Below are 22,645 nucleotides of genomic sequence, written 5' to 3'. Positions count from 1 at the left end.
TAATACATGAAAAGATTTTTTTCTATCCAAAAAATACAAAGTTTTTATAAACATGACGCTAGTTTGGAAAATAAAAATATTATTTGAATGAGCCCGATTTCCATGGCTCTAGAAATTTCTTAGCTTTTTTGATTGCTAAAGCCATTCTTTCAGGATACTCATAGAGTTTTTTGTTATTTTTGTGAGCAAATTCAATAAGGGGCTGCATAATTTTTCTTGCAGCACTTCCAAATGCTATTCCGTCTGGGAGATTGTTTGAATTGAAAAATTCATGAGTTTTTTCATTTGTTCCTCCTGCCAATTGAATTAATCCAGGTGGAAGATCTGAACCGATTTTTTCAAACAACTGAACAGCATCCCTACTTGTTGAAGGAGCAAGATCTCCAGACATTGGCCTTCCATCTAGCTGCCAAATAAGGGGAATATCAAGTTTTTTAAGAATTTCATATCTTTCCCAAAGAGCTTTCAAAAGATCTTGGGGCTCTTGTGATTTTTTGAAAGATTGATTTAATCCACAGCTGGTAGATATCTTGTCTAATTTCATTCCAGAACATTTAAGGATACTGACAACTTTTGCAAAAGAATCTAGGCGATTGATTTCTGTATGAATTTCTACTGCATTAGGCTTTATTTTCTGAAGTGTTGACCCTAAATCATCTTTTGACAAATTATATTCATATTCACTAATTAGATTTAGGGGACAGCTATTCAAACATCTTCCACATCCATAACATTTACTCTTTTTAATCCCAGAATTATCAATTGCAAAGGTGGGGCATACTTTTTCGCACGGTCTTGGACAATTAGGGGGGCATTTCAACGGATCAAATTTTGCTTTACGAAAGTGGATATCATTTCCATCACTAATGCTTATCATTAATCCAGGGGAGTTCTTAAAGACTTTTTTTGCCCACTCGATTCCTTTTTTTGCTGCGTGGACTATAGATTCTTCTGCGGCAACATCTATGTAGTCGACACCAGCAGCTGTATAAATTGCGCATAAATCTTCTATGGCAACAATATCCTCATTACTTGCACCACAAATTAATTTAATCCACTTATCTTTTTTATTCTTAGTTGTAATCAAACAATTTAACTTTCAAATTCATCTAAAATATAGTTACTTAACGGCTTCCATTCAAGTTTTCTTGAACCCCCCATTTCAACAACTATCGTTAGTTTATTATCATTAGTGCAAATATCTATTAAGCTCTCTAATTCAGATTGAGAAAGTACTTGACCTTCTAATAACCAAAGTAATTTATTTTTATCATTTTCATTAAATAACTCAGAAGCTTGTGGGATAACTTGTTGAACTTCCCCAAGTGCTCCATTTCTTCCTATGCTTTGATGACCAAGGTGCGGTGGTCTAACTCCATGCAATTTAAGCAAGAAGACTTCTGGATCTCCAAGCCCTCTTGCTGAGGTTATAAAAGTTTTAAATCCCTTTGCCCTCATTCTTCTCAAAAGACGAGTTTCATAACCACCTTCAAGGGGAGCAAAGATAGCAAGACATTTGTTAGTTTTTAAATCGTTATGAAACTTTTTCCCTGTGAGAAGTAATGGCATAAAAATTTCCTTTATTTCTATTTTATTTTATTTTATGGTACTTGATGATGTACAATTGTAATTCAGTGAATTTTTAAGCTCGCAAGCTAGCCGAGCCTCTGTAAAATTTCACATTTTTTAGCGTTTCGTTAAAAAACACAGGTGGGTTTATCCCAAGAGAAACTATCTAGATTTTCAGATAAGTCTCAACCTTATTTAATTGTTTTTTTATTAACTTCACCTTAATAACTTAAGGTTTTAGATAATTTAAAAATCATTACGAGCTAGCCTAATTTAGTCTTATGTCTATAGGAATTTTAGGAAAGAAATTGGGCATGTCCCAACTTTTCGACGAGAAAGGTAATTCGGTGCCAGTTACTCTCATTGAGGCTGGTCCTTGCCGTATCACTCAATTGAAAACAACCGCTTTGGATGGTTATACTGCCGTTCAAATAGGTTATGGCTTGTTAAAGGATAAGCATATAAGTAAGCCTGAGAAGGGACATTTGTTGAAATCAGGAGAAGAACTTTTAAAGCATTTGAAAGAATATAGGGTTGAAGAAACTTCATCTTATGAAATCGGAAATCAAATAACTGTAAAAAACTTTGAGGTTGGTCAAAAAGTTGATATCAGTGGCAAATCTATGGGTAGGGGTTTTGCTGGTTACCAGAAAAGACATGGTTTTAGCAGAGGTCCTATGAGTCATGGTTCAAAAAATCATAGAGCACCTGGATCTACAGGTGCAGGAACAACTCCAGGCAGAATTTATCCTGGGAAAAGAATGGCAGGAAGATATGGTGGAAAACAGATTACTACTAAGGGTTTGTTAGTTCTAAAAATTGATGATCAGAAAAATTTGCTTGTAGTAAAGGGTTCTGTTCCAGGTAAGCCAGGCTCAATAATAAATATTAAGCCAAATAATGTTGTAGGCAAAAAAGGAGGTGAAAAATCATGACAAAACTTGAAACTCTTAAGTGGGATGGAAAAAAATCCGGCAAAGTATCCCTTGATTTAGCAGTTGCTAAAGAAAATTCTTCTGCAGACTTAATACATAGAGCAGTCCTTAGGCAGCTAGCAAATAAAAGACAGGGGACAGCATCAACTTTGACAAGATCTGAAGTGCGTGGGGGCGGTAGAAAGCCATATAAACAGAAAGGTACTGGAAGAGCTCGTCAAGGATCTATAAGGACACCCTTAAGACCTGGTGGCGGAATTATTTTTGGGCCGAAGCCACGTTCTTACAATCTTGATATGAATCGTAAGGAACGTAGGTTAGCTCTTAGAACTGCACTTATGTCTAGAGTATCTGATATGAAGGCCGTTGAAGATTTTGGATCTACTTTAAAGCAGCCTAAAACAAGTGATATCATCAATGGCCTTGCTCGATTAGGAATACAAAAAACTGAAAAAGTTTTGGTTATTCTTGATAGACCGTCCGATGTTATAAAAAAATCGATTAATAATATTGAAAAAGTAAAATTAATTGCTGCCGATCAATTAAATGTATTTGATATTCTCAATGCTAATAAATTGGTCATTGGGCAATCAGCGATAGATAAAATTCAGGAGGTTTATGCATCATGAGTAAATTATTCGATTCTCGTTTAGCCGATGTAATTAGAAAGCCAGTTATTACTGAGAAAGCTACAAATGCGCTAGATCTTAACCAATATACTTTTGAAGTAGATCATAGAGCGGCAAAACCACAAATAAAGGCAGCTGTTGAAGCCTTATTCAGTGTTAAAGTCATAGGAGTTAACACTATGAATCCCCCGAGGAGAACTAGAAGAGTTGGGAAATTTTCCGGTAAACGTTCTCAGGTCAAGAAGGCAATTGTGCGTCTTGCTGAAGGAGACAAAATCCAACTTTTTCCAGAATCTTAAGGAGTTTTAATCATGGCAATCCGTAAATTTAAACCTTATACACCTGGTACTAGGCAAAGAGTAGTTACTGACTTTAGTGAAATAACAAGTTCAAAACCCGAGAGATCACTAATAGTTTCAAAACATAGACTTAAAGGCAGGAATAATCGTGGAGTTATTACTTGTCGTCATCGTGGGGGTGGTCACAAAAGGCAATATAGATTAGTTGACTTTAGAAGAGATAAAAGAAACATTAACGCTAAAGTTGCAGCTATACACTACGATCCTCATAGAAACGCAAGATTGGCACTTTTATTCTACGAAGATGGGGAAAAAAGATATATTATCGCTCCAGCAGGAGTAAAAGTGGGACAAAATGTCATATCTGGAGAAAGTGTTCCAATTGAAGATGGTAATGCAATGCCACTTTCTGTCATGCCATTAGGATCTAGTGTTCATTGTGTTGAGTTATATGCAGGTAGGGGTGCTCAGATGGTTAGATCCGCAGGAGCTAGTGCTCAAGTTATGGCAAAAGAGGGAGATTATGTTGCTTTAAAACTCCCATCTACTGAAGTAAGACTTGTAAGAAAAGAATGCTATGCAACTCTTGGTGAAGTTGGTAATTCTGAAATAAGAAATACTAGCTTAGGTAAAGCAGGAAGAAGAAGATGGCTTGGAAGAAGGCCTCAAGTAAGAGGTAGTGTAATGAACCCATGTGATCATCCACATGGAGGAGGAGAGGGAAAAGCACCAATTGGTAGAGCAGGACCAGTTACTCCATGGGGTAAACCAGCTCTTGGATTAAAGACACGTAAAAAGAACAAACCAAGTAATAAATTAGTTGTTCGAAGACGCCGTCGCGTTTCTAAGAGGAGTAGAGGAGGAAGAGACTCTTGATTACTTCATTTATTATTTCAATTTCTATTACATAAACATGGGACGTTCACTAAAAAAAGGACCTTTTATAGCAGATAGCTTGCTCAAGAAGGTTGAAAAACAAAATACTGATAATGACAAGTCTGTTATCAAAACTTGGTCGAGATCCTCTACTATTTTACCTTTAATGATTGGTCACACAATTGCTGTACATAATGGCAAGACTCACATTCCAGTATTTATTACTGAACAAATGATTGGTCATAAACTTGGTGAATTTGCTCCTACACGCACTTACCGTGGTCATATTAGAGATAAGAAAGGAGCAAAATCATGACAAAAACACCTGAAACGACAAAAACAGCAATTGCTCATGGGAATTACGTTCGCGGATCAGCCTCTAAAGTGAGAAGAGTTTTGGATCAGATAAGGGGCAGGTCTTATAGAGATGCATTGATTATGTTGGAATTTATGCCTTACAGATCTACAGACCCCATCACTAAAGTTTTAAGATCTGCAGTTGCCAATGCAGAACATAACCTTGGAATGGATCCATCCACCTTAGTTATTTCCTCTGCATGGGCTAATAGTGGTCCAGTAATGAAAAGGTATAGGCCCAGAGCTCAAGGTCGAGCTTTTTCAATTAAAAAACAGACTTGCCATATCAGTATTTCTGTTGAATCTGCTCCTACTCAAACTAATGCGGAGGTACAAAACTAATGGGACATAAAATACATCCTTCTGGACTAAGATTAGGAATTACACAAGAGCATCGCTCTAAGTGGTTTGCTACTTCTAAAACATATCCAATTCTTCTTCAAGAAGATTTTAAAATTCGTACCTTCATACAAAAAAAATACGGAGCAGCAGGAATTAGCGATGTTTTAATAGCTAGAAAAGCTGACCAACTGGAACTCGAATTAAAAACAGCAAGACCAGGAGTTATAGTTGGAAGACAAGGAAGTGGGATTGAAGAATTAAGATCTGGCATTCAAAAAACTATAGGGGATAGAACAAGGCAAGTTAGAATTAACGTTGTAGAAGTTGAACGCGTAGATGCTGATGCTTTTTTACTAGCTGAATATATTGCGCAACAACTTGAAAAAAGAGTCGCCTTTCGAAGAACTATAAGGATGGCCTTACAAAGGGCTCAAAGGGCTGGAGTCTTAGGTCTTAAAATTCAAGTAGGGGGAAGGTTGAATGGAGCTGAAATAGCTAGAACTGAATGGACTAGAGAGGGTAGAGTTCCATTACATACATTAAGAGCTGAAATTGACTATGCAACACGTGAAGCTAATACAACTTACGGTGTTCTAGGCATTAAAGTTTGGGTTTTCAAAGGTGAAGTTCTTCCTAAAGAAGAACAAACTATCCCTGTTGGTGCTAGCCCTAAGAGGAAAGCTAGTAGAAGACCTCAGCAATTTGAGGATCGTTCAAATGAGAATTCATAGGAGGTATAAAAATGCTTAGTCCAAAACGTACTAAATTCCGTAAACAACATAGAGGCAGAATGAGGGGTGTAGCCTCAAAAGGTAATACTATCGCGTTCGGTCAATTTGCTCTACAAGCTCAAGACTGTGGCTGGGTAACTGCACGTCAGATTGAAGCAAGCAGAAGAGCTATGACCAGATATATCAAACGTGGTGGTCAAATCTGGATCAGAATATTTCCTGATAAACCTGTAACTATGAGACCTGCCGAAACCAGGATGGGTTCTGGTAAAGGTAATCCAGAGTTTTGGGTCGCAGTTGTAAAACCTGGAAGAATACTTTTTGAAATGGGTGGTGAGGATATCACTGAGGAAATTGCAAAGGAAGCTATGCGTCTGGCTCAATACAAACTTCCTGTAAAAACTAAATTTATCTCCATTGATAAAAATCTAGATAATTCCTCCCAAGAAAATACGAAAAAGAGTAAAAAATCTCAAGAGGAGGTTAAACAATGAAAAACTCAGAGTCACTTAAGGAATTTAAAAAATTAAATTCTGTACAAATTACTGAAAAGATTGACCAATTACGAAAAGATCTTTTTGATTTGAGATTCAAGCAAGCCACAAGGCAGCTTAATGAAACTCATAAATTTAAAATTATCAAGAAACAAGTTGCGCAATTACTCACTCTCAGTAAGAGTCAATCTGCTTCTAAAACAACTTCTGATTAATTATTAGTTATGGCACTTAAAGAAAGAATTGGTACTGTTGTCAGCGACAAAATGGATAAAACAGTTGTTGTTGCTGTAATTAACAGATATCCACATCCCACTTATAAAAAAATTGTAAGTAGAACTACAAGATATAAAGCGCATGATCCAGAAAATACATGTGTTTTAGGTGATCGAGTTAAAATTAGAGAAACTAGACCGCTCAGTGCTCATAAAAGATGGGCAATAGAAGAGATTCTCAATAAAACAAGTCAGGCTAAGGAGGTTAAAAAATGATTCAACAAGAAACTTATTTAACAGTTGCTGATAATAGCGGAGCAAAAAGACTCCAATGTATTAGGGTTTTAGGTTCTAATAGAAGGTATGCTCATGTTGGAGATGTAATCGTAGCAACTGTAAAAGATGCTCTTCCTAACATGGGAGTTAAGAAATCTGAAGTTGTTAAAGCTGTTATCGTCAGAACTAAAGCAACATTAAGAAGAAATACTGGTAATTCAATCAGATTTGATGACAATGCGGCAGTATTGATTAATGAAGATCGGAATCCAAAAGGTACGAGAGTCTTTGGTCCTGTAGCCAGAGAACTGCGGGATAAAAATTATACTAAGATTGTTTCTCTTGCTCCGGAGGTGATTTAAATGTTGGATTCATTAAAGCAAAAGAAAAATTTCCAGAGAATAAAAATGAGAATCAAAACTGGAGATTTGGTAAAAGTAATTAATGGCAAGGATAAAGGGAAAACTGGTGAAGTTTTAAAAACTATCCCTCTTCAAAATAGGGTAGTTGTAAAGGGTATTAACCTTAGGACCAAACATGTAAAACCAAATCAAGAAGGAGAAACTGGAAGAATACTTACAGAAGAAGCATCTTTACATGCTTCAAATGTAATGTTCTTTTCAAAGGATAAAAATCTTACAAGTAAGATTGAATACTTTATTGATAAAGAGGGGGTTAAGAAAAGAAGATTGAAGAAAACTGGTGAAGTAATTGATTAATTTTTCATCAGAAATCAGATTTCAACTTTTTCTAATTTACCAATTCTGACAAAGACCAGAATTAACAAAAAATTATGACTCTAAAAAATCGCTACAAAGAATCAATTAGACCAAAACTTTTAAAGGACCTTGGTCTTAAAAATATTCATCAAGTACCTAAAGTTGTCAAAGTCAACGTTAACAGAGGTCTTGGTGAGGCAGCTTCAAATTCTAAAGCTTTAGAAGCTTCTTTAAACGAAATGGCAACAATTACTGGACAAAAGGCCCTCGTAACTAGGGCTAAAAAAGCTATCGCGGGTTTTAAAATTCGTGAGGGGATGCCTATTGGTTGTACTGTAACTTTGAGAGGAGACAGAATGTATTCCTTTTTGGAGAGATTTATAAATCTAGCTTTACCAAGAATAAGAGACTTTAGAGGAGTTAATCCAAAAAGTTTTGATGGGAGAGGGAATTACACCCTTGGAGTGAAGGAGCAATTGATTTTTCCTGAAATCTCTTTTGATAAAATAGATTCAATAAGAGGTATGGATATAACTATTGTCACTAGTGCAAAATCAGATCAAGAAGGTAAAGCTCTTTTGCAGGAGTTAGGAATGCCTTTTAGTAAGAATTAAATTAAAACTATGTCAAATCACGATCCTATTTCAGATATGCTTACTCGAATTAGAAATGCGAGTCAAAAAAAGCATACAACCACAACTATCCCAGGTTCAAAAATGTCCTTAAGTATCGCAAAAGTGCTTCAGAAAGAGGGGTTTATTTCTGATATTAATGAAGAAGGTGAAGGTTATAAATCACAAATAATACTTGGTCTTAAATATAGTGGTAAGAATAAATTCCCTACTATTCGATCAATGCAAAGAGTAAGTAAACCTGGTTTGAGAATTTATAAAAATACTAGAGCTTTACCAAAAGTTCTTGGGGGCCTTGGAGTTGCCATAATATCAACTTCTAAAGGTGTCATGAGTGATCGCGATGCTAGGAAGCAAGGCATTGGCGGTGAAGTCCTCTGCTATGTTTATTAAGGAGAATTAATCATGTCTAGAATCGGAAAAACACCAGTACTTATTCCAGAGAAAGTTACAGTTGATTTTGATGGATTAACAGTTACAGTAAAAGGCCCAAAAGGGGAGTTAAAACGTCTCATGCCTGAGGGAGTTAGTTTTGATAAGAAAGATAATACTATTATCGTAAGTCCTACTACAACTAAAATACATTCAAGGCAGAGACATGGTTTATGTAGAGCCTTAATTGCAAATATGGTTGAAGGGGTTACTCAAGGTTTTTCGAAGAAACTAGAAATTGTTGGCGTTGGATCAAGAGCACAAGTAAAAGGTAAAAATCTAGTTGTCAGTGCAGGATATAGTCATCCTGTAGAAATGACCCCCCCTGATGGTATAACATACAAAGTTGAGAGTAATACAAACGTTACCGTATCTGGAATTGATAAGGAAATTGTTGGCAATGAAGCAGCAAAAATCAGATCAATTAGACCTCCAGAGCCGTATAAAGGTAAAGGAATTAAATACCATGATGAGAGAATTCTCAGAAAAGCTGGTAAATCTGGCAAAAAATAATTCCAATTAAAAAAATGACCAAACTTTCAAGGAAATCACAAACCCAAAAAAGACATAGAAGATTAAGAAGATTCTTAATTGGAGATGCAACGCGTCCAAGATTGTCTGTTTTTCGCTCTAATAACCATATTTATGCTCAGGTTATAGATGATAGCGCTCAAACAACTATTTGCTCAGCTTCAACTCTTGATAAGGAACTCAGAGAAAAATCTGAGAAATTACCTTCTGATTGTAATTCTTCTTCCGTTGTTGGAAAATTATTAGCAAATAGAGCTATAAAAAAAGGTATAAAGCAAGTAATTTTTGACCGTGGAGGTAATTTATATCACGGTAGAGTTAAGGCACTTGCTGACGCTGCTCGCGAAGCTGGCTTAGAATTCTAACTTTATTTTTTACTATGACTGACACTCCGACTAAACAAGAAATCCAATCCAAGAACGATAATGCTCCTGGAGCCATGCCTGTGGAACAAAAAAAGAACAATCGTAATGATAAAAAAAGAAATAGAAGAGGAGATGGAAAAAATCTTGAGAGAGATTCTGATTGGCAAGAAAGGGTTGTTCAAATACGACGTGTTTCTAAAACTGTTAAAGGTGGAAAAAAAATGAGTTTCAGAGCAATTGTTGTAGTTGGTAATGAAAAAGGACAAGTTGGAGTTGGAGTTGGAAAAGCAGGTGATGTTATTGGTGCGGTGAGAAAGGGCGTTTCAGATGGTAAAAAGAATCTTGTTAGGGTTCCCTTAACTCCAAATAATTCAATACCTACTTTATCTATAGGTCGAGATGGTGCAGCAAATGTACTAATTAGACCTGCTGCCCCTGGTACAGGAGTAATTGCTGGTGGTTCAATAAGAACGGTTTTAGAATTGGCAGGCATAAAAAATGTCTTAGCAAAACGATTGGGTAGTAAAACACCTCTAAATAACGCAAGAGCAGCTATGGTAGCTCTTTCACAATTAAGAACACACAAATCTGCCTCAAGGGAGAGAGGGATCTCACTTGAACAACTCTATTCTTGAAAATTATGACTTCAACATTAAATACACTTAAATCAAACTCAGGCTCTAGAAAGAAAAAATTAAGAAAGGGTAGAGGTATTGCTGCAGGTCAGGGTGCTTCATGTGGTTTCGGAATGAGAGGACAAAAGTCACGATCTGGAAGACCCACACGTCCAGGTTTTGAAGGAGGCCAAATGCCTCTTTACAGGAGAGTTCCTAAATTAAAGCATTTTGAAATCATCAATCAAAAGAAATTTTCGATAATAAATTTAAATAAATTAAATGATTTCAAAGATAACGATACTGTTAACTTGGACTCACTAGTGAAGAAAGGATTAATCTTCAAGCCAAAATTCCCTTTAAAAATTCTCGGTAATGGAGAAGTTAATGTCAAGTTAACAGTCCAAGCTCATGCATTTACAAAAGTTGCTAAACAAAAAATTGAAAATGCAGGCGGATCTTGCGAGTTAATAAATAAATAATTTTACATAAAAATTTAGTTAATCTTCAAAATGTTTATTAACAAAACTAGAAACCCTAGCGCTTCTGAAATACTTTCTCAGTTATTTTTAAATAAAGAGCTAAGGAGTAGGGTTTTAACTACTTTAAGTCTTCTTCTTTTAGTAAGACTTGGTATTTATATTCCCATGCCTGGTATTGATAGGGTTGCTTTTAAGAGTTTTATAGATCAAGGCGGCCAATTAATAGGTTTTTTAGATATATTTACCGGTGGAGGAATTTCAACCTTAGGAATATTCGCATTAGGTATTCTTCCTTTTATCAATGCATCGATTATTATCCAGCTTCTTACAGCTTCATTGCCTGTTCTGGAAGACCTACAAAAGAATGAAGGAGAAGCAGGTAGAAGAAAAATTGCTCAAATAACTAGATATGTTTCATTAGGATGGGGGTTTTTGCAGAGTATTATTTTTTCTTTAATTCTTAGACAATATGCAATTCAGGGCATAAGTGAAACTACATTTGTATTGCAAACCTCAATTGCTCTAGTTACTGGCTCAATGTTAGTGATGTGGTTTAGTGAAATTATTACAGAAAAAGGGATAGGTCAAGGAGCTTCATTAGTAATTTTTTTGAATATTGTTTCAACTCTACCTAAGGCCTTAAGTTCAACAATAGAAAAAGCCCAAACTGGTGATCGGGGAGATGTTTTGGGGATAGCAGTTTTACTTGGAGTGTTTTTATTAACAATTGTTGGGATAATTTTTGTCCAAGAGGGAGCACGGCGTATTCCTATTGTTAGTGCAAAAAGACAAATAGGAAATACAACATTACTTCCTACAAGACAAAGTTATTTACCTTTAAAGTTAAATGCAGGAGGAGTTATGCCTATTATCTTTGCATCTGCTTTAATTTTTTTACCTATAACTATTGCAAATGTTACGGGTAATCCAGTACTAATCAAATTGGCGAGTAGTTTAAATCCCGGATCTTCTAATCCATGGCCCTATGCTTTTACATTCTTTGCATTAATTTTGGGATTTTCCTATTTTTACGCGTCTCTTACAATTAATCCAGTTGATGTGGCTTCAAATCTAAAGAAAGGGGGAGTAGCAATTCCAGGAGTTAGACCAGGAAGTAATACAGCAAATTACCTCTCAGGGATTCAAAATAGGTTGACATTATTAGGAGGATTATTTCTGGGTTCAGTAGCTATTATCCCTGCAGCAGTCGAGAGGGCTACAAATGTTCAGACTTTTCAAGGTTTAGGGGCAACTTCACTACTTATTCTTGTTGGTGTTGCTATTGATACTGCTAAGCAAATTCAAACTTATGTTATTTCTCAAAGGTATGAGGGACTAATTAATAATTAATGAAAAAACATTTATTATTTTTAGGAGCACCTGGAGCAGGAAAAGGTACTCAGGCGGAATTACTGAGTAAAGCTAATTCTTACTTGCATCTTTCTACAGGTGAATTATTAAGAAAAGAAATTGAAATGGATACTAATCTTGGGAGACAGGTTAAGGATATTATTAATAGTGGCGAACTTGTAAGTGACGAACTTGTTTTAAAAATAGTAAAGCAAAATTTAAATAAGGATAATAAAGGCTGGATTTTAGATGGCTATCCAAGAAATCTATCTCAAGCAAATTCATTGAATAAGGTCTTAATTGAAATAAATCAACCTATAGAAGTAGTTTTTTACTTAGATATTCCAGAAGAAGTTCTAATCAAGCGTTTGCTTTTAAGAGGAAGAAAAGATGACACTGAAGATACTATTAGAACACGAGTTAACATTTATAAAGAAACTACAGAACCGTTGATTCAATATTTTAAAGATCTTTCATTATTAGAGTATATTGATGGTGATCGAGATTTAAAAACCATTTCCTCTGATATCAAACAGAAAATGGTTTGATGATGATGTAGAATATAAAATTATTGATTTATTTTAAAAACCCTTATGAAGGTCAGATCTTCAGTCAAAAAAATTAGTCCTGACGATCAGATCGTGAGGAGAAGAGGTAAAATCTATGTTATTAACAAGAAAAGACCTCGCAATAAACAGCGTCAGGGTTAATTCTTAACCCTATAATTCAAACTTTTACTTATTCAAAACACGTGGCCAGGATTGCAGGAATTGACATACCTCGCGAAAAGCGAGTAGAAATTGCACTTACATACGTTTATGGAATTGGTTTAACAAGATCTAAGCTAATTCTTGCTAATACGGGTGTGAACCCAGATATTCGTGTCAAAGATCTCTCAGACTCTGATGTGCAAAAAATTAGAGGCGCCTCAGAGGAATTTACTTTAGAGGGAGATTTGAGAAGAAAAGAAGGAATGGCCCTAAAGCGTTTACAAGATATTGGCTGTGTGAGAGGAAGAAGACATAGAATGAGTCTTCCAGTAAGAGGACAGAGAACTAGGACGAATGCAAGAACAAGAAGGGGTTCAAGAAAAACAGTTGCTGGAAGGAAAAAATAATTAACTAAATCTATTTACAAATTGAAGTACTAAATTAAAACATCATGGCAGCCACAGTAAAAAAAACAGGTTCAAAGAAATCTAAACGAAATGTACCAAATGGTGTGGTACATATCCAAAGCACATTTAATAATACTATTGTTTCAATTTCTGACACCTCTGGTCATGTAATTTCTTGGTCTTCCGCAGGCGCAAGTGGATTTAAAGGCGCTAGGAAAGGTACGCCATTTGCAGCTCAAACAGCTGCTGAAGCTGCAGCCAGAAGAGCACTTGATCAAGGGATGAGACAAATAGAAGTACTTGTTAGAGGGCCTGGCGCAGGTAGGGAAACCGCCATAAGAGCTTTACAAGTTGCCGGATTAGAAATAACTCTAATAAGAGATGTAACTCCATTACCTCATAATGGATGTAGAAGACCTAAACGGAGACGCGTTTAGATCTTAACCATTCTCAACCCCACCCCAAAAAAAACAAACTCTCAACCTTATTATTTTCCGTGTTGCAATACCAGATTGACAGAATCGACCATCAAATATCAGATGATCGCTCCCAAACAGGAACTTTTTTAATTGGCCCTTTAGAAAGGGGACAAGCTACAACTTTAGGCAACTCGCTTAGAAGAGTCCTCATGGGAGGGCTGGAAGGAAGTGCAGTTACTGCAGTCAGAATAGCAGGAATTAACCACGAATATGCAACTATTCCTGGAGTTAGAGAAGATGTTTTAGATATTCTTCTCAATTGTAAGCAACTATCAATTAATAGTTCTAATCCTGAACTTGAAATCGGCAGGTTAGTTGCTACTGGTCCAATGGACGTGAAGGCTAATGATATTCAATTCTCATCTCAAGTTGAAATTGTTGATGGTGAAAAACCGATTGCAACTATTCAGGAGGGTCATAACTTAGAGTTAGAAATACATGTTGAAAGAGGTGTAGGATATAGACCAGTAGATCGTAAGAATGAAGAGACAACTGCTATTGATTTACTTCAAATAGATGCTGTATTTATGCCAGTAAAAAGAGTTAATTTTACTATTGATGAAACTGCTGTAGCAGAGGGTGGAACAGGTAGAGAAAGATTAAAAATGGAAGTAGTAACAGATGGTTCAACAAGTCCTGATGATGCCATTTCTGAAGCGGCAAATCAGTTAATAGAACTCTTTCAGCCTCTTGCTACAGTGACGATGGTGGAGGAAGTTCCTGAAGAACCTGAACCATCCCCAGAAGCCCAAATTCCTCTTGAAGAACTAAACTTGTCCGTTAGAGCTTATAATTGTTTAAAAAGAGCTCAAGTTAATTCTGTTTCGGATTTAATGGGTTTTAGCTATGAAGATCTTCTGGAAATTAAGAACTTTGGCTCTAAATCTGCAGATGAGGTTATTGAAGCACTTGAGCGCATAGGAATTTCTATTCCACAAAGCAGAACATCTGTTTAAAATTTTTAAGATTATGAGACACCAACTTAGAATCCCATTATTAAGTAAACCTGCTGACCAGAGGAAAGCACTCTTAAGAGGTTTGACTACACAATTGATAAGAGAAGGTAGAGTAACAACAACAAAAGCTAGGGCAAAAGCCTTAAGAAACGAAGCTGAAAGGATGATTTCTCTAGCTAAAGAGGGTAGTTTGGCTTCAAGAAGAAGGGCTATTGGCTATATTTATGATAAGAAATTAGTTCATTCATTATTTGAAAAAGCAAAAGAAAGGTACGGAGATAGAAATGGTGGTTATACACGTATAGTCAGAACCGTTTCTAGAAAAGGTGATAACGCTCAGATGGCTATAATTGAGCTTGTTTAAGATTGTTTATAAAAGGGCATTTACTATAAATCACTTTTGAAAAGAGTAGCTTTACTTATTCAATATAATGGTTCTAATTATTCTGGCTGGCAGAGACAAAAAAATGCACAAACAGTTCAGGAAATTATTGAAAAAGCTCTTTTTAAAATTACAAATCATGTCGTAAAGACTTTTGCGGCAGGAAGAACTGATGCAGGAGTACATGCATCAGGTCAAGTAGTACACTTTGATATAGATTTTATTATTCCAGGAAATCGTTATTCAGATTTACTAAATAGTTATTTACCTTCAACAATTAGAATCTTGGAATCGATTGAAGTTAATGATAGTTGGCATGCATGCTATTCAGCAAAGTATAGGCATTATAGATATGTTATTAATAATAGTAAATTTACTAATGTGTTTATAAATGATTGGTCATGGCATAGGTACCAAAAAGTACTAGATGCAGTGTTAATGTCAAACGTATCAAAGAGAATGGAAGGAGAACACGACTTTTTTGCTTTTCAGAAAAGTGGAAGTAACAGGGCAACATCTATTACAAATATAAAAAAAATAAATATTAAAAGAGTAGAAGATTTAATTTTAGTTGATATTAAAGCAACTGGTTTTCTTTATGGAATGGTCCGTTTAATTGTTGGTCAACTGGTGTTGGTTGGAGAAAAAAAAATATCGCCAGATATTTTTACAGATAGATGGGTAAATAAAAGAAAAAATGATGTTAAAGAATCTGCTCCAGCAAAGGGGTTATGCTTTGTAAATGCTGTTTATGAAGAAAATGTTTTTAACAAAATTAATAAAAATGATTTATTTCCAGTATTTTTAATTCGAGGTTCTTCTTAAGTAAATTTTAATAAAGGAACTAATTTGTGAGATTTATCGAAAATTATTGTTTAATACTCCTTTCATGAGGTAGAATTTAAAACTGAATTTAAATTTATTTGCATAAATTTGGTAAATGAATAGAACAATTACGCCGTCTATAGAAACTATTGAAAGAAATTGGTTTTTAGTTGACGCAAAAGATAAAACACTTGGGAGACTTGCTACAGAGATTGCAACTGTTCTAAGAGGCAAAAATAAACCAACATTTACACCTCATTTAGATACAGGCGATTTTGTCATTGTTGTAAATGCTGAAAAAGTAGAGGTAACGGGTAAAAAAGCATCACAAAAGTTATATAGAAGACACTCTGGTAGGCCAGGTGGAATGAAAATTGAAAAATTTGAATCTCTTCGAGATAGAATTCCTGAAAGAATAATAGAGCAAGCTGTAAAGGGTATGCTGCCACATAATTCTTTAGGAAGACAGCAATTCAAAAAACTAAAAGTTTATAAAGGTACTGATCATCCTCATGCTGCACAGAATCCTGTATTATTAAATAGTTAATTTATTAAAATGGATAGTCAAATAAAAAACAAAGCTGTTTATTGGGGTACTGGAAGAAGAAAAACTTCAGTTGCTAGAGTTCGCTTGATTCCAGGAAATGGACAAATTAAAATTAATGGTCGTTCTGGAGATGATTATTTAAATTTCAACCCTCTGCACTTAAATTCAGTAAAAGCACCTCTTCAAACATTAGGCTTAGAAAATTCTTATGATATTTTGGTAAATGTTTTTGGGGGTGGATTAACAGGTCAAGCAGATGCTATTAAGCAAGGTGCAGCTAGAGCACTTTGTGAATTATCACCTGACAATAGGAAACCGCTAAAAACTGAAGGTCATCTCAGTAGAGATCCTAGAGCCAAGGAAAGAAGAAAATATGGTCTTAAAAAAGCAAGAAAAGCACCTCAATTCTCCAAACGTTAAAGGAATTTAAATTATGCCAAAACCAGAAATTCACCCAAAATGGTATCCAGATGCAAAAGTTATTTGTAATGGAGAAGTTGTAATGACAATAGGTTCAACTCAGCCTGAGCTAAATGTTGATGTATGGAGCGGTAACCATCCTTTCTTTACTGGAACTCAAAAAATTCTTGATACAGAGGGAAGAGTTGATAGGTTTATGAAAAAATATGGAATGGGTTCAGCTAATTCAGCTACATCAAAAGAGCAAAAAGAAAAAAAAGATTCTAAAAAGTAGAATTTTCAAAAATTAAGCTTAATTTTAATTGGAATACTCAACACTAATTGCAAGGTTGAAAACTGCTTCAGAAAGTTTTGAAAATTTGGAAGTTCAGCTCGCAGATCCTGACATAGCCAATGATCCTAAAAAATTAGAAACAATCGCAAAAGAAAGGTCAAAATTGGAACCTTTGGTTATTGATTTTAATAAATTGATTGATACTGATAAGGAAATTGAAGATTCGAAAAATTTACTGAAAGAGAATCGAAATGATAAGGAGATGGAATCATTAATAAATGAGGAGTTAACTATTTTGGAGGAATGTAAGAATCAACTTATTCAAAAAACTACAATCGCTTTACTACCTAAAGATCCAAGAGATGAGAGAAGTGTAATGTTAGAGATTAGAGCGGGTGCAGGGGGTAACGAGGCTTGCATATGGGCGGGAGATCTAGCAAGAATGTATGAAAGATATGGACAAAAAATTGGATGGTCTGTAAAACCTATAAGTGCTTCGGAGTCGGATATGGGAGGATTCAAAGAATTAGTAATTTCTGTTAAGGGAGATTCTGTATATAGTCAACTAAAATATGAGGCTGGTGTTCATAGAGTCCAAAGAGTTCCTGCTACTGAGTCTCAAGGTAGAGTTCATACCTCTACAGCAACAGTTGCTGTAATGCCTGAGGCTGACCCCGTTGAGGTCAAGATTGATCCAACCGATTTAGAGGTTGGTACAGCAAGATCAGGTGGTGCAGGGGGACAAAACGTTAACAAGGTAGAGACTGCTATTGACCTTCTCCACAAACCTACAGGGATAAGAGTTTTTTGTACTCAAGAAAGATCACAATTGCAAAATCGTGAACGAGCAATGGAAATTTTAAGAGCCAAATTATATGAAATTCAATTAAAAGAAGCAAATGCAAAAGAAAGGTCACAAAGACTTTCGCAGGTTGGAACTGGTGATAGGAGTGAAAAAATTAGAACTTACAATTTTAAAGATAACAGGACAACCGATCATAGATTAGGTTCCAATTTTTCACTGGAACCAATTCTCGCAGGTCAATTGGAAGAAGTGATAGATGCATGCATAGCGCAAGAACAAAAGAGAATGATGGAAGATTTTAATAACGAAGTTAATTAAGATTATATTTTTATTAAACTGCAACCCCTATCACGTATTTACTCCATTCTTTATGTCTTCCAGAATCGATTTGTCTTGTAGCCTCAAAATTGAGATTACTTAGTGGTCGGTATGGCTTTCGCTTTAAAGGCATATTTGCCTCTTCTGGGGTACGGTTCCCTTTTTGTACATTACATCTAAGACATGCAGTAGTGACATTTTCCCAGTTATCAGTGCCACCTCTGCTTCTCGGTAAAACATGATCTATTGATAAATCATTACCTCTATAGTTACAGTATTGGCAAGAATTATTATCTCTTAGAAGAATATTTTTTCTTGTTAAAGAGACCTCTCTAAAAGGTACTTTGACGTAGTAACGGAGTCTTATAACAGTAGGTAATTTTCTTCCACAATGTATTGAATATGATTTATCTTCTTCTAGGCTTTCTGCTTTACCTTTGATCATCAAAATAACAGCTCTTCGCCACGATGTGATGTTTAGAGGTTCATAAGAAGCATTTAAAACTAGAGTCTGGCCCATGCCAAAATTCGATTTACATGTCATGCTAACTGTATATTTCAATAAGCGCATATAATTGTGCAAAGTTAATGCAAATTCGGCAATCAAATCAGGTTTTTAATTTCGATAAATATGCAACCTTTGAAAAAGATATAGATCCAAAACAAAGAGCATGGATTGAAGTTAAAGGTAAAGCAATAGAAACAAATGTAAGGCAGTTAAGATCGAAATTAAGTAAAAATTGTCAATTTATGGCAGTTGTAAAAGCTGATGGATATGGTCATGATGCAAAAGTAGTATCTGATTATGCTATTAAAGGTGGAGCTTCGCAATTAGGAGTTGCCACATTAAAAGAAGGGATTAAACTTCGTTCTTCAGGAGTTATAAAACCAATTCTTATTCTGGGCAATTTATATACGAAAAGAGATTTGATAATAGCCTTTAAAAATGACCTTATGCCAACTATTAGTGGTATGAGAGAGTGTTTAATTTGTAATAATATTGGGAAACACTTTGGGTTGAAATTTTCTTTACATCTGAAAGTTGATACTGGGATGTCAAGATTAGGATTTGAATGTAATAAATTTGTGCAAAATTTTGAAAAAATAACATCTTTCGAAAACATTATAATAGAGGGAATATATAGTCATTTATCCTCTGCAGATGAAGATAACTCATTAAATCCTAAAAGCAGTGCTCAGCGACAAAAATTCAAGTTTCAGGAATTATTAAAGCAAATTTACGTTTATAAAAATCACAATATCAAGATTCATTTAGCTAATTCTGCTGCCATGCTTATCAAAAAAGATTTTCATTTTGATATGGTACGTGTTGGTCTTTCTATGTATGGATATAGTCCTCTTTCAAAAATAGATGAAAATTTATCGCTCAAACCAGCTTTATTTTTGAAGGTCAAAGTAGCTTTTATAAGAATTATTGATCGAGGAGTAAGTGTAAGTTACGGAGGAAAATTTGTAAGTAGTAGAAAAACTAAGTTAGCTGTATTAAGTATTGGTTATGCAGATGGAGTTCCAAGAAATCTTTCAGGCAAGATAAACGTTATTCATAATAATAAACTATATCCCCAGGTTGGATCTATAACTATGGATCAAATGATGGTAGATATAACAGGTTCAAATGAAATAAATATTGGTACTACAATGGTATTACTGGGATCTGACGGAGACAAAGTAATTTCTCCTGTTGATTGGGCAAGAGAATCTAACACTATTCCATGGGAAATTCTTTGTTCTTTCAAAAATAGATTGCCGAGAGTTCAAGTTGATTAGACATTTCGATTAACTAAAAAATTTTGAATGTTTGCAAAAAAATTGATAATCTATAAGAATTGGAGAGGTGGCTGAGTGGTTGAAAGCGGCTCCCTGCTAAGGAGTTACAGGAGGTAACTTTTGTCGAGGGTTCGAATCCCTCCCTCTCCGTGATTATTTGGTTCGTGGAAGTTTATAAGAGTTCGCTGAAGTTTCAGATCTACTGATACGACTACAGATGCCAGAATATGAGGTCCATAAAGTTTCGCATAAGTTCAAAAGTAAGTCAACCAATTTGTGGGTAAATTGGTGGGTAAAATGTATATCTGGAGTAAAAATGGTGAGTAGAGATAACGTACTCAGAGAGACCGTTCTAAGCGATTGTGGTGGGTAAAATTATTAATTAAACATTAACTAATAATAGAAATGAAATATTAACCGGTAATTGTGTATTCTAATAACATTGTCATTTAGTTAATTGGAAAATTTCTGATGGATAGTTATATCATAGGTTTGTCTTGTTATTACCATGATAGTGCTGCTGCTTTGATAAAAAATGGAGAAATAATTGCTGCAGCACAAGAAGAACGATTCTCTAGAAAAAAGCATGATTCACGCTTCCCTAAGAATGCTGTTTCTTACTGCCTCAAATCGCAGGGTATTGATCTTTCAGACGTCAAAGAGGTCGTTTACTACGAAAAACCTCTCCTGACCTTTGAGCGTCTTTTGGAAACTTATCTAGGCGCCGCACCAAGGGGAGGAAGGTCCTTCGTTTCAGCGATGCAGGTCTGGTTGAAGGAAAAACTCTTTTTAAAGACTGAACTTAAGAAGAATCTTAAAGAAGTGCAAAAGTTATTTGGCACTGATTCAACCGATATTCCCAACTTGCTTTTTTCAGAGCACCATCTTTCCCACGCTGCTGCTGCTTTTTACCCTAGTCCTTTAGATAAAGCGGTTATCTTATGTATGGATGGCGTAGGTGAGTGGGCAACAACATCTGCTTGGATTGGTAAGGGAAAGAACATTGAACCTCTCTGGGAAATTAGTTTCCCACACTCCCTGGGTCTTCTTTACTCAGCATTCACATATTACTGCGGATTCAAAGTCAATTCTGGCGAGTACAAACTAATGGGTCTTGCTCCCTATGGAGAACCCAGATATGTCTCCAAGATCAAAGACAATTTAATTGATATCAAGGAGGACGGGACATTCCGTCTCGATATTAGTTACTTCAAATACCATCGGGGATTCCGCATGACAGGACGGAAGTTTCACAAACTTTTTGGTAGATCTCCACGACAGGTAGAATCTGAACTCTCCCAGTTCCACATGGACTTAGCGGCATCTATTCAGGTCGTCACTGAAGAGATTGTCGTCAAACTGGCAAAGTCATTGAGAGAAGAAACGGGCATCAACAATCTTTGTCTCGCTGGTGGAGTCGCTCTGAACTGCGTTGTCAATGGGAAATTGCTGCAAGAAAAGATCTTTGATGAAATTTGGATTCAACCTGCTAGTGGTGACGCTGGTTCAGCAATAGGTGCTGCCTTGGTTGGATGGCATCAACACCTAGAACAGGAAAGAGTGGTCAACACGAACGACTCCATGAAAGGGACCTATTTAGGTCCTGCGTTCAGCAACGATGAAATTACCAAATATCTTGAACAAATCAAAACGCCATTCCACACTTATAGTGATCCTGAGTTATTCGAGTGTCTAACTGAGGAACTTCAGAAAGGTCATGTGATTGGATGGTTCAATGGACCAATGGAGTTTGGTCCAAGAGCACTAGGTGCGCGCTCCATCATTGGAGACCCTCGCAATCAGAAGATGCAGAGCGTGATGAACCTCAAAATCAAGTACCGGGAAAGTTTCCGTCCCTTTGCCCCATCGGTTCTGGAAGAAGATGTCAGCAATCAGTTTGAGATGAATAATAAGAGTCCTTACATGCTTTTGGTTGCTCCAGTGAAGAAAGAACTTTGTAAGAAGATGACAGAAGAAGACAAAAAACTTTTTGGCATTGAGAAACTCAATATCCCAAGATCTTTACTGCCTGCAATCACCCATGTCGATTACTCAGCAAGAGTTCAAACGGTAAGCAAAACTACCAATCCTCGCTACTATAATTTGATTAGTGCTTTCAAGAGAAAGACTGGTTGTCCGACTATTGTAAATACTTCATTTAATGTAAGAGGAGAACCAATTGTTTGTACTCCTCAAGATGCCTATAGGTGTTTTATGAGGACAGAGATGGATGTCTTGGTTCTTCAAAACCAAATTCTTTTCAAGAGCGAGCAACCCAAGGTCGAGAAGGATGAAACTTGGAAGGAGGAGTTTGAACTCGATTGATTATGAAAGATACAATCTCTAAAAAACAACTTCGTGAGTTTGGAATGCTTATTGGGTTGGTATTCCCCATTCTAATTGGTTGGTTGCTTCCTTTACTATTTGGGCATGAATTCAGGACATGGACTCTTTGGGTAGGCATTATAGGATTGGTGCTTGGACTTACATCGCCCCGCTTACTTTACTATCCATATAAGGGTTGGATGGCAATCGGTCTAACACTTGGATGGTTTAATAGTAGGATAATTCTTAGTCTTGTTTATATTATTGTTCTTCTACCTATTTCGTTTGTAATGCGTTTAATTGGATATGATCCATTAAGAAGACGAAGAAAAGGAGATAAGAGTTACAGAGAAAATAAACAAAAACATCAAACAGATCTAACCCGCATCTTTTGAATCATGGAAGCATTTCTTGATCTTGTTAAAGACATTTGGGACTTTCTGAAAGTTCGTAAAAAGTATTGGTTAGCACCTTTGATAATTACGATTGTTTTAATGGGGATACTCATTGTATTTACTCAGGGTTCAGTAGTTGCGCCATTTATTTATACAATTTTTTAGT

The 22,645-nt window shown here is 35.7% G+C and carries 37 protein-coding genes and 1 tRNA gene; 35 read left to right on the top strand and 3 right to left on the bottom strand.

Features of this window, described 5'->3' with window-relative positions:
• Positions 1–79: 79 nt before the first annotated feature.
• Both HA141_RS08790 and ndhN read right to left on the bottom strand, forming a co-directional pair.
• Positions 80–1,087, bottom strand: coding sequence for an LdpA C-terminal domain-containing domain (locus HA141_RS08790; protein ID WP_209118886.1), 1,008 nt, complete (start codon positions 1,085–1,087; stop codon positions 80–82).
• A gap of 5 nt (positions 1,088–1,092) precedes the next feature.
• Positions 1,093–1,569, bottom strand: coding sequence for an NAD(P)H-quinone oxidoreductase subunit N (gene ndhN, locus HA141_RS08785; RefSeq protein WP_209118884.1), 477 nt, complete (start codon positions 1,567–1,569; stop codon positions 1,093–1,095).
• Positions 1,570–1,850: 281 nt separating this feature from the next.
• Between ndhN and rplC the strand changes: the two genes are divergently transcribed.
• The 30 genes from rplC (at position 1,851) to prfA (ending at position 17,971) form a co-directional block, all read left to right on the top strand.
• Complete coding sequence (rplC, locus tag HA141_RS08780; RefSeq protein WP_209118882.1) at positions 1,851–2,504, top strand: 50S ribosomal protein L3; 654 nt, start codon at positions 1,851–1,853, stop codon at positions 2,502–2,504.
• The gene (gene rplD, locus HA141_RS08775) at positions 2,501–3,133 is read left to right on the top strand and encodes a 50S ribosomal protein L4 (RefSeq protein WP_209118880.1); all 633 of its coding nucleotides are present in this window, start codon (positions 2,501–2,503) and stop codon (positions 3,131–3,133) included. Before rplC ends, rplD begins: the two co-directional genes overlap by 4 nt.
• Positions 3,130–3,432, top strand: a complete 303-nt coding sequence (locus HA141_RS08770; RefSeq protein ID WP_011819168.1) for a 50S ribosomal protein L23 — start codon at positions 3,130–3,132, stop codon at positions 3,430–3,432. The genes rplD and HA141_RS08770 overlap by 4 nt, the downstream gene beginning before the upstream one ends.
• Before the next feature lie 12 nt (positions 3,433–3,444).
• On the top strand, positions 3,445–4,308 hold the full coding sequence (rplB, locus tag HA141_RS08765; RefSeq protein ID WP_209118878.1) for a 50S ribosomal protein L2: 864 nt from the start codon (positions 3,445–3,447) through the stop codon (positions 4,306–4,308).
• A 37-nt stretch (positions 4,309–4,345) separates the two neighbouring features.
• Positions 4,346–4,624, top strand: a complete 279-nt coding sequence (rpsS, locus tag HA141_RS08760; protein WP_011819167.1) for a 30S ribosomal protein S19 — start codon at positions 4,346–4,348, stop codon at positions 4,622–4,624.
• Positions 4,621–5,007, top strand: coding sequence for a 50S ribosomal protein L22 (gene rplV / locus HA141_RS08755; protein WP_025895064.1), 387 nt, complete (start codon positions 4,621–4,623; stop codon positions 5,005–5,007). The genes rpsS and rplV overlap by 4 nt, the downstream gene beginning before the upstream one ends.
• On the top strand, positions 5,007–5,738 hold the full coding sequence (gene rpsC, locus HA141_RS08750; protein ID WP_011819165.1) for a 30S ribosomal protein S3: 732 nt from the start codon (positions 5,007–5,009) through the stop codon (positions 5,736–5,738). Before rplV ends, rpsC begins: the two co-directional genes overlap by 1 nt.
• Before the next feature lie 11 nt (positions 5,739–5,749).
• Positions 5,750–6,232, top strand: a complete 483-nt coding sequence (rplP, locus tag HA141_RS08745; protein WP_209118875.1) for a 50S ribosomal protein L16 — start codon at positions 5,750–5,752, stop codon at positions 6,230–6,232.
• Entirely contained in the window at positions 6,229–6,447 is a 219-nt protein-coding gene (rpmC, locus tag HA141_RS08740; RefSeq protein WP_209118873.1) for a 50S ribosomal protein L29, read from the top strand. The genes rplP and rpmC overlap by 4 nt, the downstream gene beginning before the upstream one ends.
• A 9-nt stretch (positions 6,448–6,456) precedes the next feature.
• Entirely contained in the window at positions 6,457–6,723 is a 267-nt protein-coding gene (rpsQ, locus tag HA141_RS08735; RefSeq protein ID WP_011819162.1) for a 30S ribosomal protein S17, read from the top strand.
• Positions 6,720–7,085 carry a 50S ribosomal protein L14 gene (gene rplN / locus HA141_RS08730; RefSeq protein ID WP_209118871.1) on the top strand — a complete coding sequence of 122 codons (366 nt, stop codon included), beginning with the start codon at positions 6,720–6,722 and terminating at the stop codon, positions 7,083–7,085. The genes rpsQ and rplN overlap by 4 nt, the downstream gene beginning before the upstream one ends.
• Entirely contained in the window at positions 7,086–7,442 is a 357-nt protein-coding gene (gene rplX, locus HA141_RS08725) for a 50S ribosomal protein L24 (RefSeq protein ID WP_209118869.1), read from the top strand. It begins immediately after the preceding gene.
• Positions 7,443–7,516: 74 nt separating this feature from the next.
• Positions 7,517–8,056 carry a 50S ribosomal protein L5 gene (gene rplE, locus HA141_RS08720; protein ID WP_025954891.1) on the top strand — a complete coding sequence of 180 codons (540 nt, stop codon included), beginning with the start codon at positions 7,517–7,519 and terminating at the stop codon, positions 8,054–8,056.
• A gap of 9 nt (positions 8,057–8,065) precedes the next feature.
• Entirely contained in the window at positions 8,066–8,467 is a 402-nt protein-coding gene (rpsH, locus tag HA141_RS08715) for a 30S ribosomal protein S8 (RefSeq protein ID WP_032521994.1), read from the top strand.
• A gap of 12 nt (positions 8,468–8,479) precedes the next feature.
• Positions 8,480–9,019, top strand: coding sequence for a 50S ribosomal protein L6 (gene rplF, locus HA141_RS08710; RefSeq protein ID WP_209118867.1), 540 nt, complete (start codon positions 8,480–8,482; stop codon positions 9,017–9,019).
• Positions 9,020–9,033: 14 nt separating this feature from the next.
• Complete coding sequence (gene rplR / locus HA141_RS08705; protein WP_209118865.1) at positions 9,034–9,402, top strand: 50S ribosomal protein L18; 369 nt, start codon at positions 9,034–9,036, stop codon at positions 9,400–9,402.
• A 14-nt stretch (positions 9,403–9,416) separates the two neighbouring features.
• Entirely contained in the window at positions 9,417–10,037 is a 621-nt protein-coding gene (rpsE, locus tag HA141_RS08700) for a 30S ribosomal protein S5 (RefSeq protein WP_209118863.1), read from the top strand.
• Between the two features lie 5 nt (positions 10,038–10,042).
• Complete coding sequence (gene rplO, locus HA141_RS08695; protein ID WP_209118860.1) at positions 10,043–10,498, top strand: 50S ribosomal protein L15; 456 nt, start codon at positions 10,043–10,045, stop codon at positions 10,496–10,498.
• Positions 10,499–10,528: 30 nt separating this feature from the next.
• Positions 10,529–11,848, top strand: coding sequence for a preprotein translocase subunit SecY (gene secY, locus HA141_RS08690; RefSeq protein WP_209118858.1), 1,320 nt, complete (start codon positions 10,529–10,531; stop codon positions 11,846–11,848).
• Positions 11,848–12,396: an adenylate kinase gene (locus HA141_RS08685; RefSeq protein ID WP_209118856.1), complete on the top strand. Its 549-nt coding sequence runs from the start codon at positions 11,848–11,850 to the stop codon at positions 12,394–12,396. Before secY ends, HA141_RS08685 begins: the two co-directional genes overlap by 1 nt.
• A 45-nt stretch (positions 12,397–12,441) precedes the next feature.
• Positions 12,442–12,558: a 50S ribosomal protein L36 gene (gene rpmJ / locus HA141_RS08680; protein ID WP_011377173.1), complete on the top strand. Its 117-nt coding sequence runs from the start codon at positions 12,442–12,444 to the stop codon at positions 12,556–12,558.
• Positions 12,559–12,599: 41 nt separating this feature from the next.
• Entirely contained in the window at positions 12,600–12,965 is a 366-nt protein-coding gene (rpsM, locus tag HA141_RS08675; protein ID WP_209118854.1) for a 30S ribosomal protein S13, read from the top strand.
• Positions 12,966–13,009: 44 nt separating this feature from the next.
• Positions 13,010–13,402, top strand: coding sequence for a 30S ribosomal protein S11 (gene rpsK / locus HA141_RS08670; protein WP_012008434.1), 393 nt, complete (start codon positions 13,010–13,012; stop codon positions 13,400–13,402).
• Positions 13,403–13,461: 59 nt separating this feature from the next.
• Positions 13,462–14,400: a DNA-directed RNA polymerase subunit alpha gene (locus HA141_RS08665; protein ID WP_209118852.1), complete on the top strand. Its 939-nt coding sequence runs from the start codon at positions 13,462–13,464 to the stop codon at positions 14,398–14,400.
• Positions 14,401–14,413: 13 nt separating this feature from the next.
• Positions 14,414–14,764 (top strand): 50S ribosomal protein L17, encoded by a 351-nt coding sequence (rplQ, locus tag HA141_RS08660; RefSeq protein ID WP_011863642.1) that lies wholly within the window; start codon positions 14,414–14,416, stop codon positions 14,762–14,764.
• A gap of 36 nt (positions 14,765–14,800) precedes the next feature.
• Positions 14,801–15,607, top strand: coding sequence for a tRNA pseudouridine(38-40) synthase TruA (truA, locus tag HA141_RS08655; RefSeq protein ID WP_209118850.1), 807 nt, complete (start codon positions 14,801–14,803; stop codon positions 15,605–15,607).
• A 115-nt stretch (positions 15,608–15,722) separates the two neighbouring features.
• Positions 15,723–16,154 (top strand): 50S ribosomal protein L13, encoded by a 432-nt coding sequence (gene rplM, locus HA141_RS08650; protein ID WP_209118848.1) that lies wholly within the window; start codon positions 15,723–15,725, stop codon positions 16,152–16,154.
• A 9-nt stretch (positions 16,155–16,163) separates the two neighbouring features.
• Positions 16,164–16,574, top strand: coding sequence for a 30S ribosomal protein S9 (rpsI, locus tag HA141_RS08645; protein ID WP_209118846.1), 411 nt, complete (start codon positions 16,164–16,166; stop codon positions 16,572–16,574).
• Between the two features lie 13 nt (positions 16,575–16,587).
• Positions 16,588–16,848 carry a 50S ribosomal protein L31 gene (rpmE, locus tag HA141_RS08640; RefSeq protein WP_209118844.1) on the top strand — a complete coding sequence of 87 codons (261 nt, stop codon included), beginning with the start codon at positions 16,588–16,590 and terminating at the stop codon, positions 16,846–16,848.
• A gap of 28 nt (positions 16,849–16,876) precedes the next feature.
• Positions 16,877–17,971, top strand: a complete 1,095-nt coding sequence (gene prfA / locus HA141_RS08635; protein ID WP_209118842.1) for a peptide chain release factor 1 — start codon at positions 16,877–16,879, stop codon at positions 17,969–17,971.
• Positions 17,972–17,984: 13 nt separating this feature from the next.
• Here prfA and HA141_RS08630 read toward each other — a convergent pair whose 3' ends face one another.
• Positions 17,985–18,542 carry an HNH endonuclease gene (locus HA141_RS08630; protein WP_209118840.1) on the bottom strand — a complete coding sequence of 186 codons (558 nt, stop codon included), beginning with the start codon at positions 18,540–18,542 and terminating at the stop codon, positions 17,985–17,987.
• A 17-nt stretch (positions 18,543–18,559) separates the two neighbouring features.
• On the opposite strand from HA141_RS08630, the gene alr reads away from it, so the two are divergent.
• From alr to HA141_RS08605, 5 genes are all read left to right on the top strand, one after another.
• Entirely contained in the window at positions 18,560–19,759 is a 1,200-nt protein-coding gene (alr, locus tag HA141_RS08625; RefSeq protein ID WP_209118837.1) for an alanine racemase, read from the top strand.
• Between the two features lie 61 nt (positions 19,760–19,820).
• Positions 19,821–19,909, top strand: a tRNA-Ser gene (locus HA141_RS08620).
• 321 nt (positions 19,910–20,230) lie between these two features.
• Positions 20,231–22,084, top strand: a complete 1,854-nt coding sequence (locus HA141_RS08615) for a carbamoyltransferase family protein (protein WP_209118835.1) — start codon at positions 20,231–20,233, stop codon at positions 22,082–22,084.
• 2 nt (positions 22,085–22,086) lie between these two features.
• Positions 22,087–22,479 (top strand): SxtJ family membrane protein, encoded by a 393-nt coding sequence (locus tag HA141_RS08610; RefSeq protein WP_209118833.1) that lies wholly within the window; start codon positions 22,087–22,089, stop codon positions 22,477–22,479.
• A gap of 3 nt (positions 22,480–22,482) precedes the next feature.
• Positions 22,483–22,644, top strand: a complete 162-nt coding sequence (locus tag HA141_RS08605) for a DUF5989 family protein (protein ID WP_209118831.1) — start codon at positions 22,483–22,485, stop codon at positions 22,642–22,644.
• Position 22,645 lies beyond the last annotated feature (1 nt).

Source organism: Prochlorococcus marinus XMU1402, assembly GCF_017696205.1.
Classification (GTDB): Bacteria; Cyanobacteriota; Cyanobacteriia; order PCC-6307; family Cyanobiaceae; genus Prochlorococcus_A; species Prochlorococcus_A marinus_AC.
This window is presented reverse-complemented; position numbering and strand designations above follow the sequence as displayed.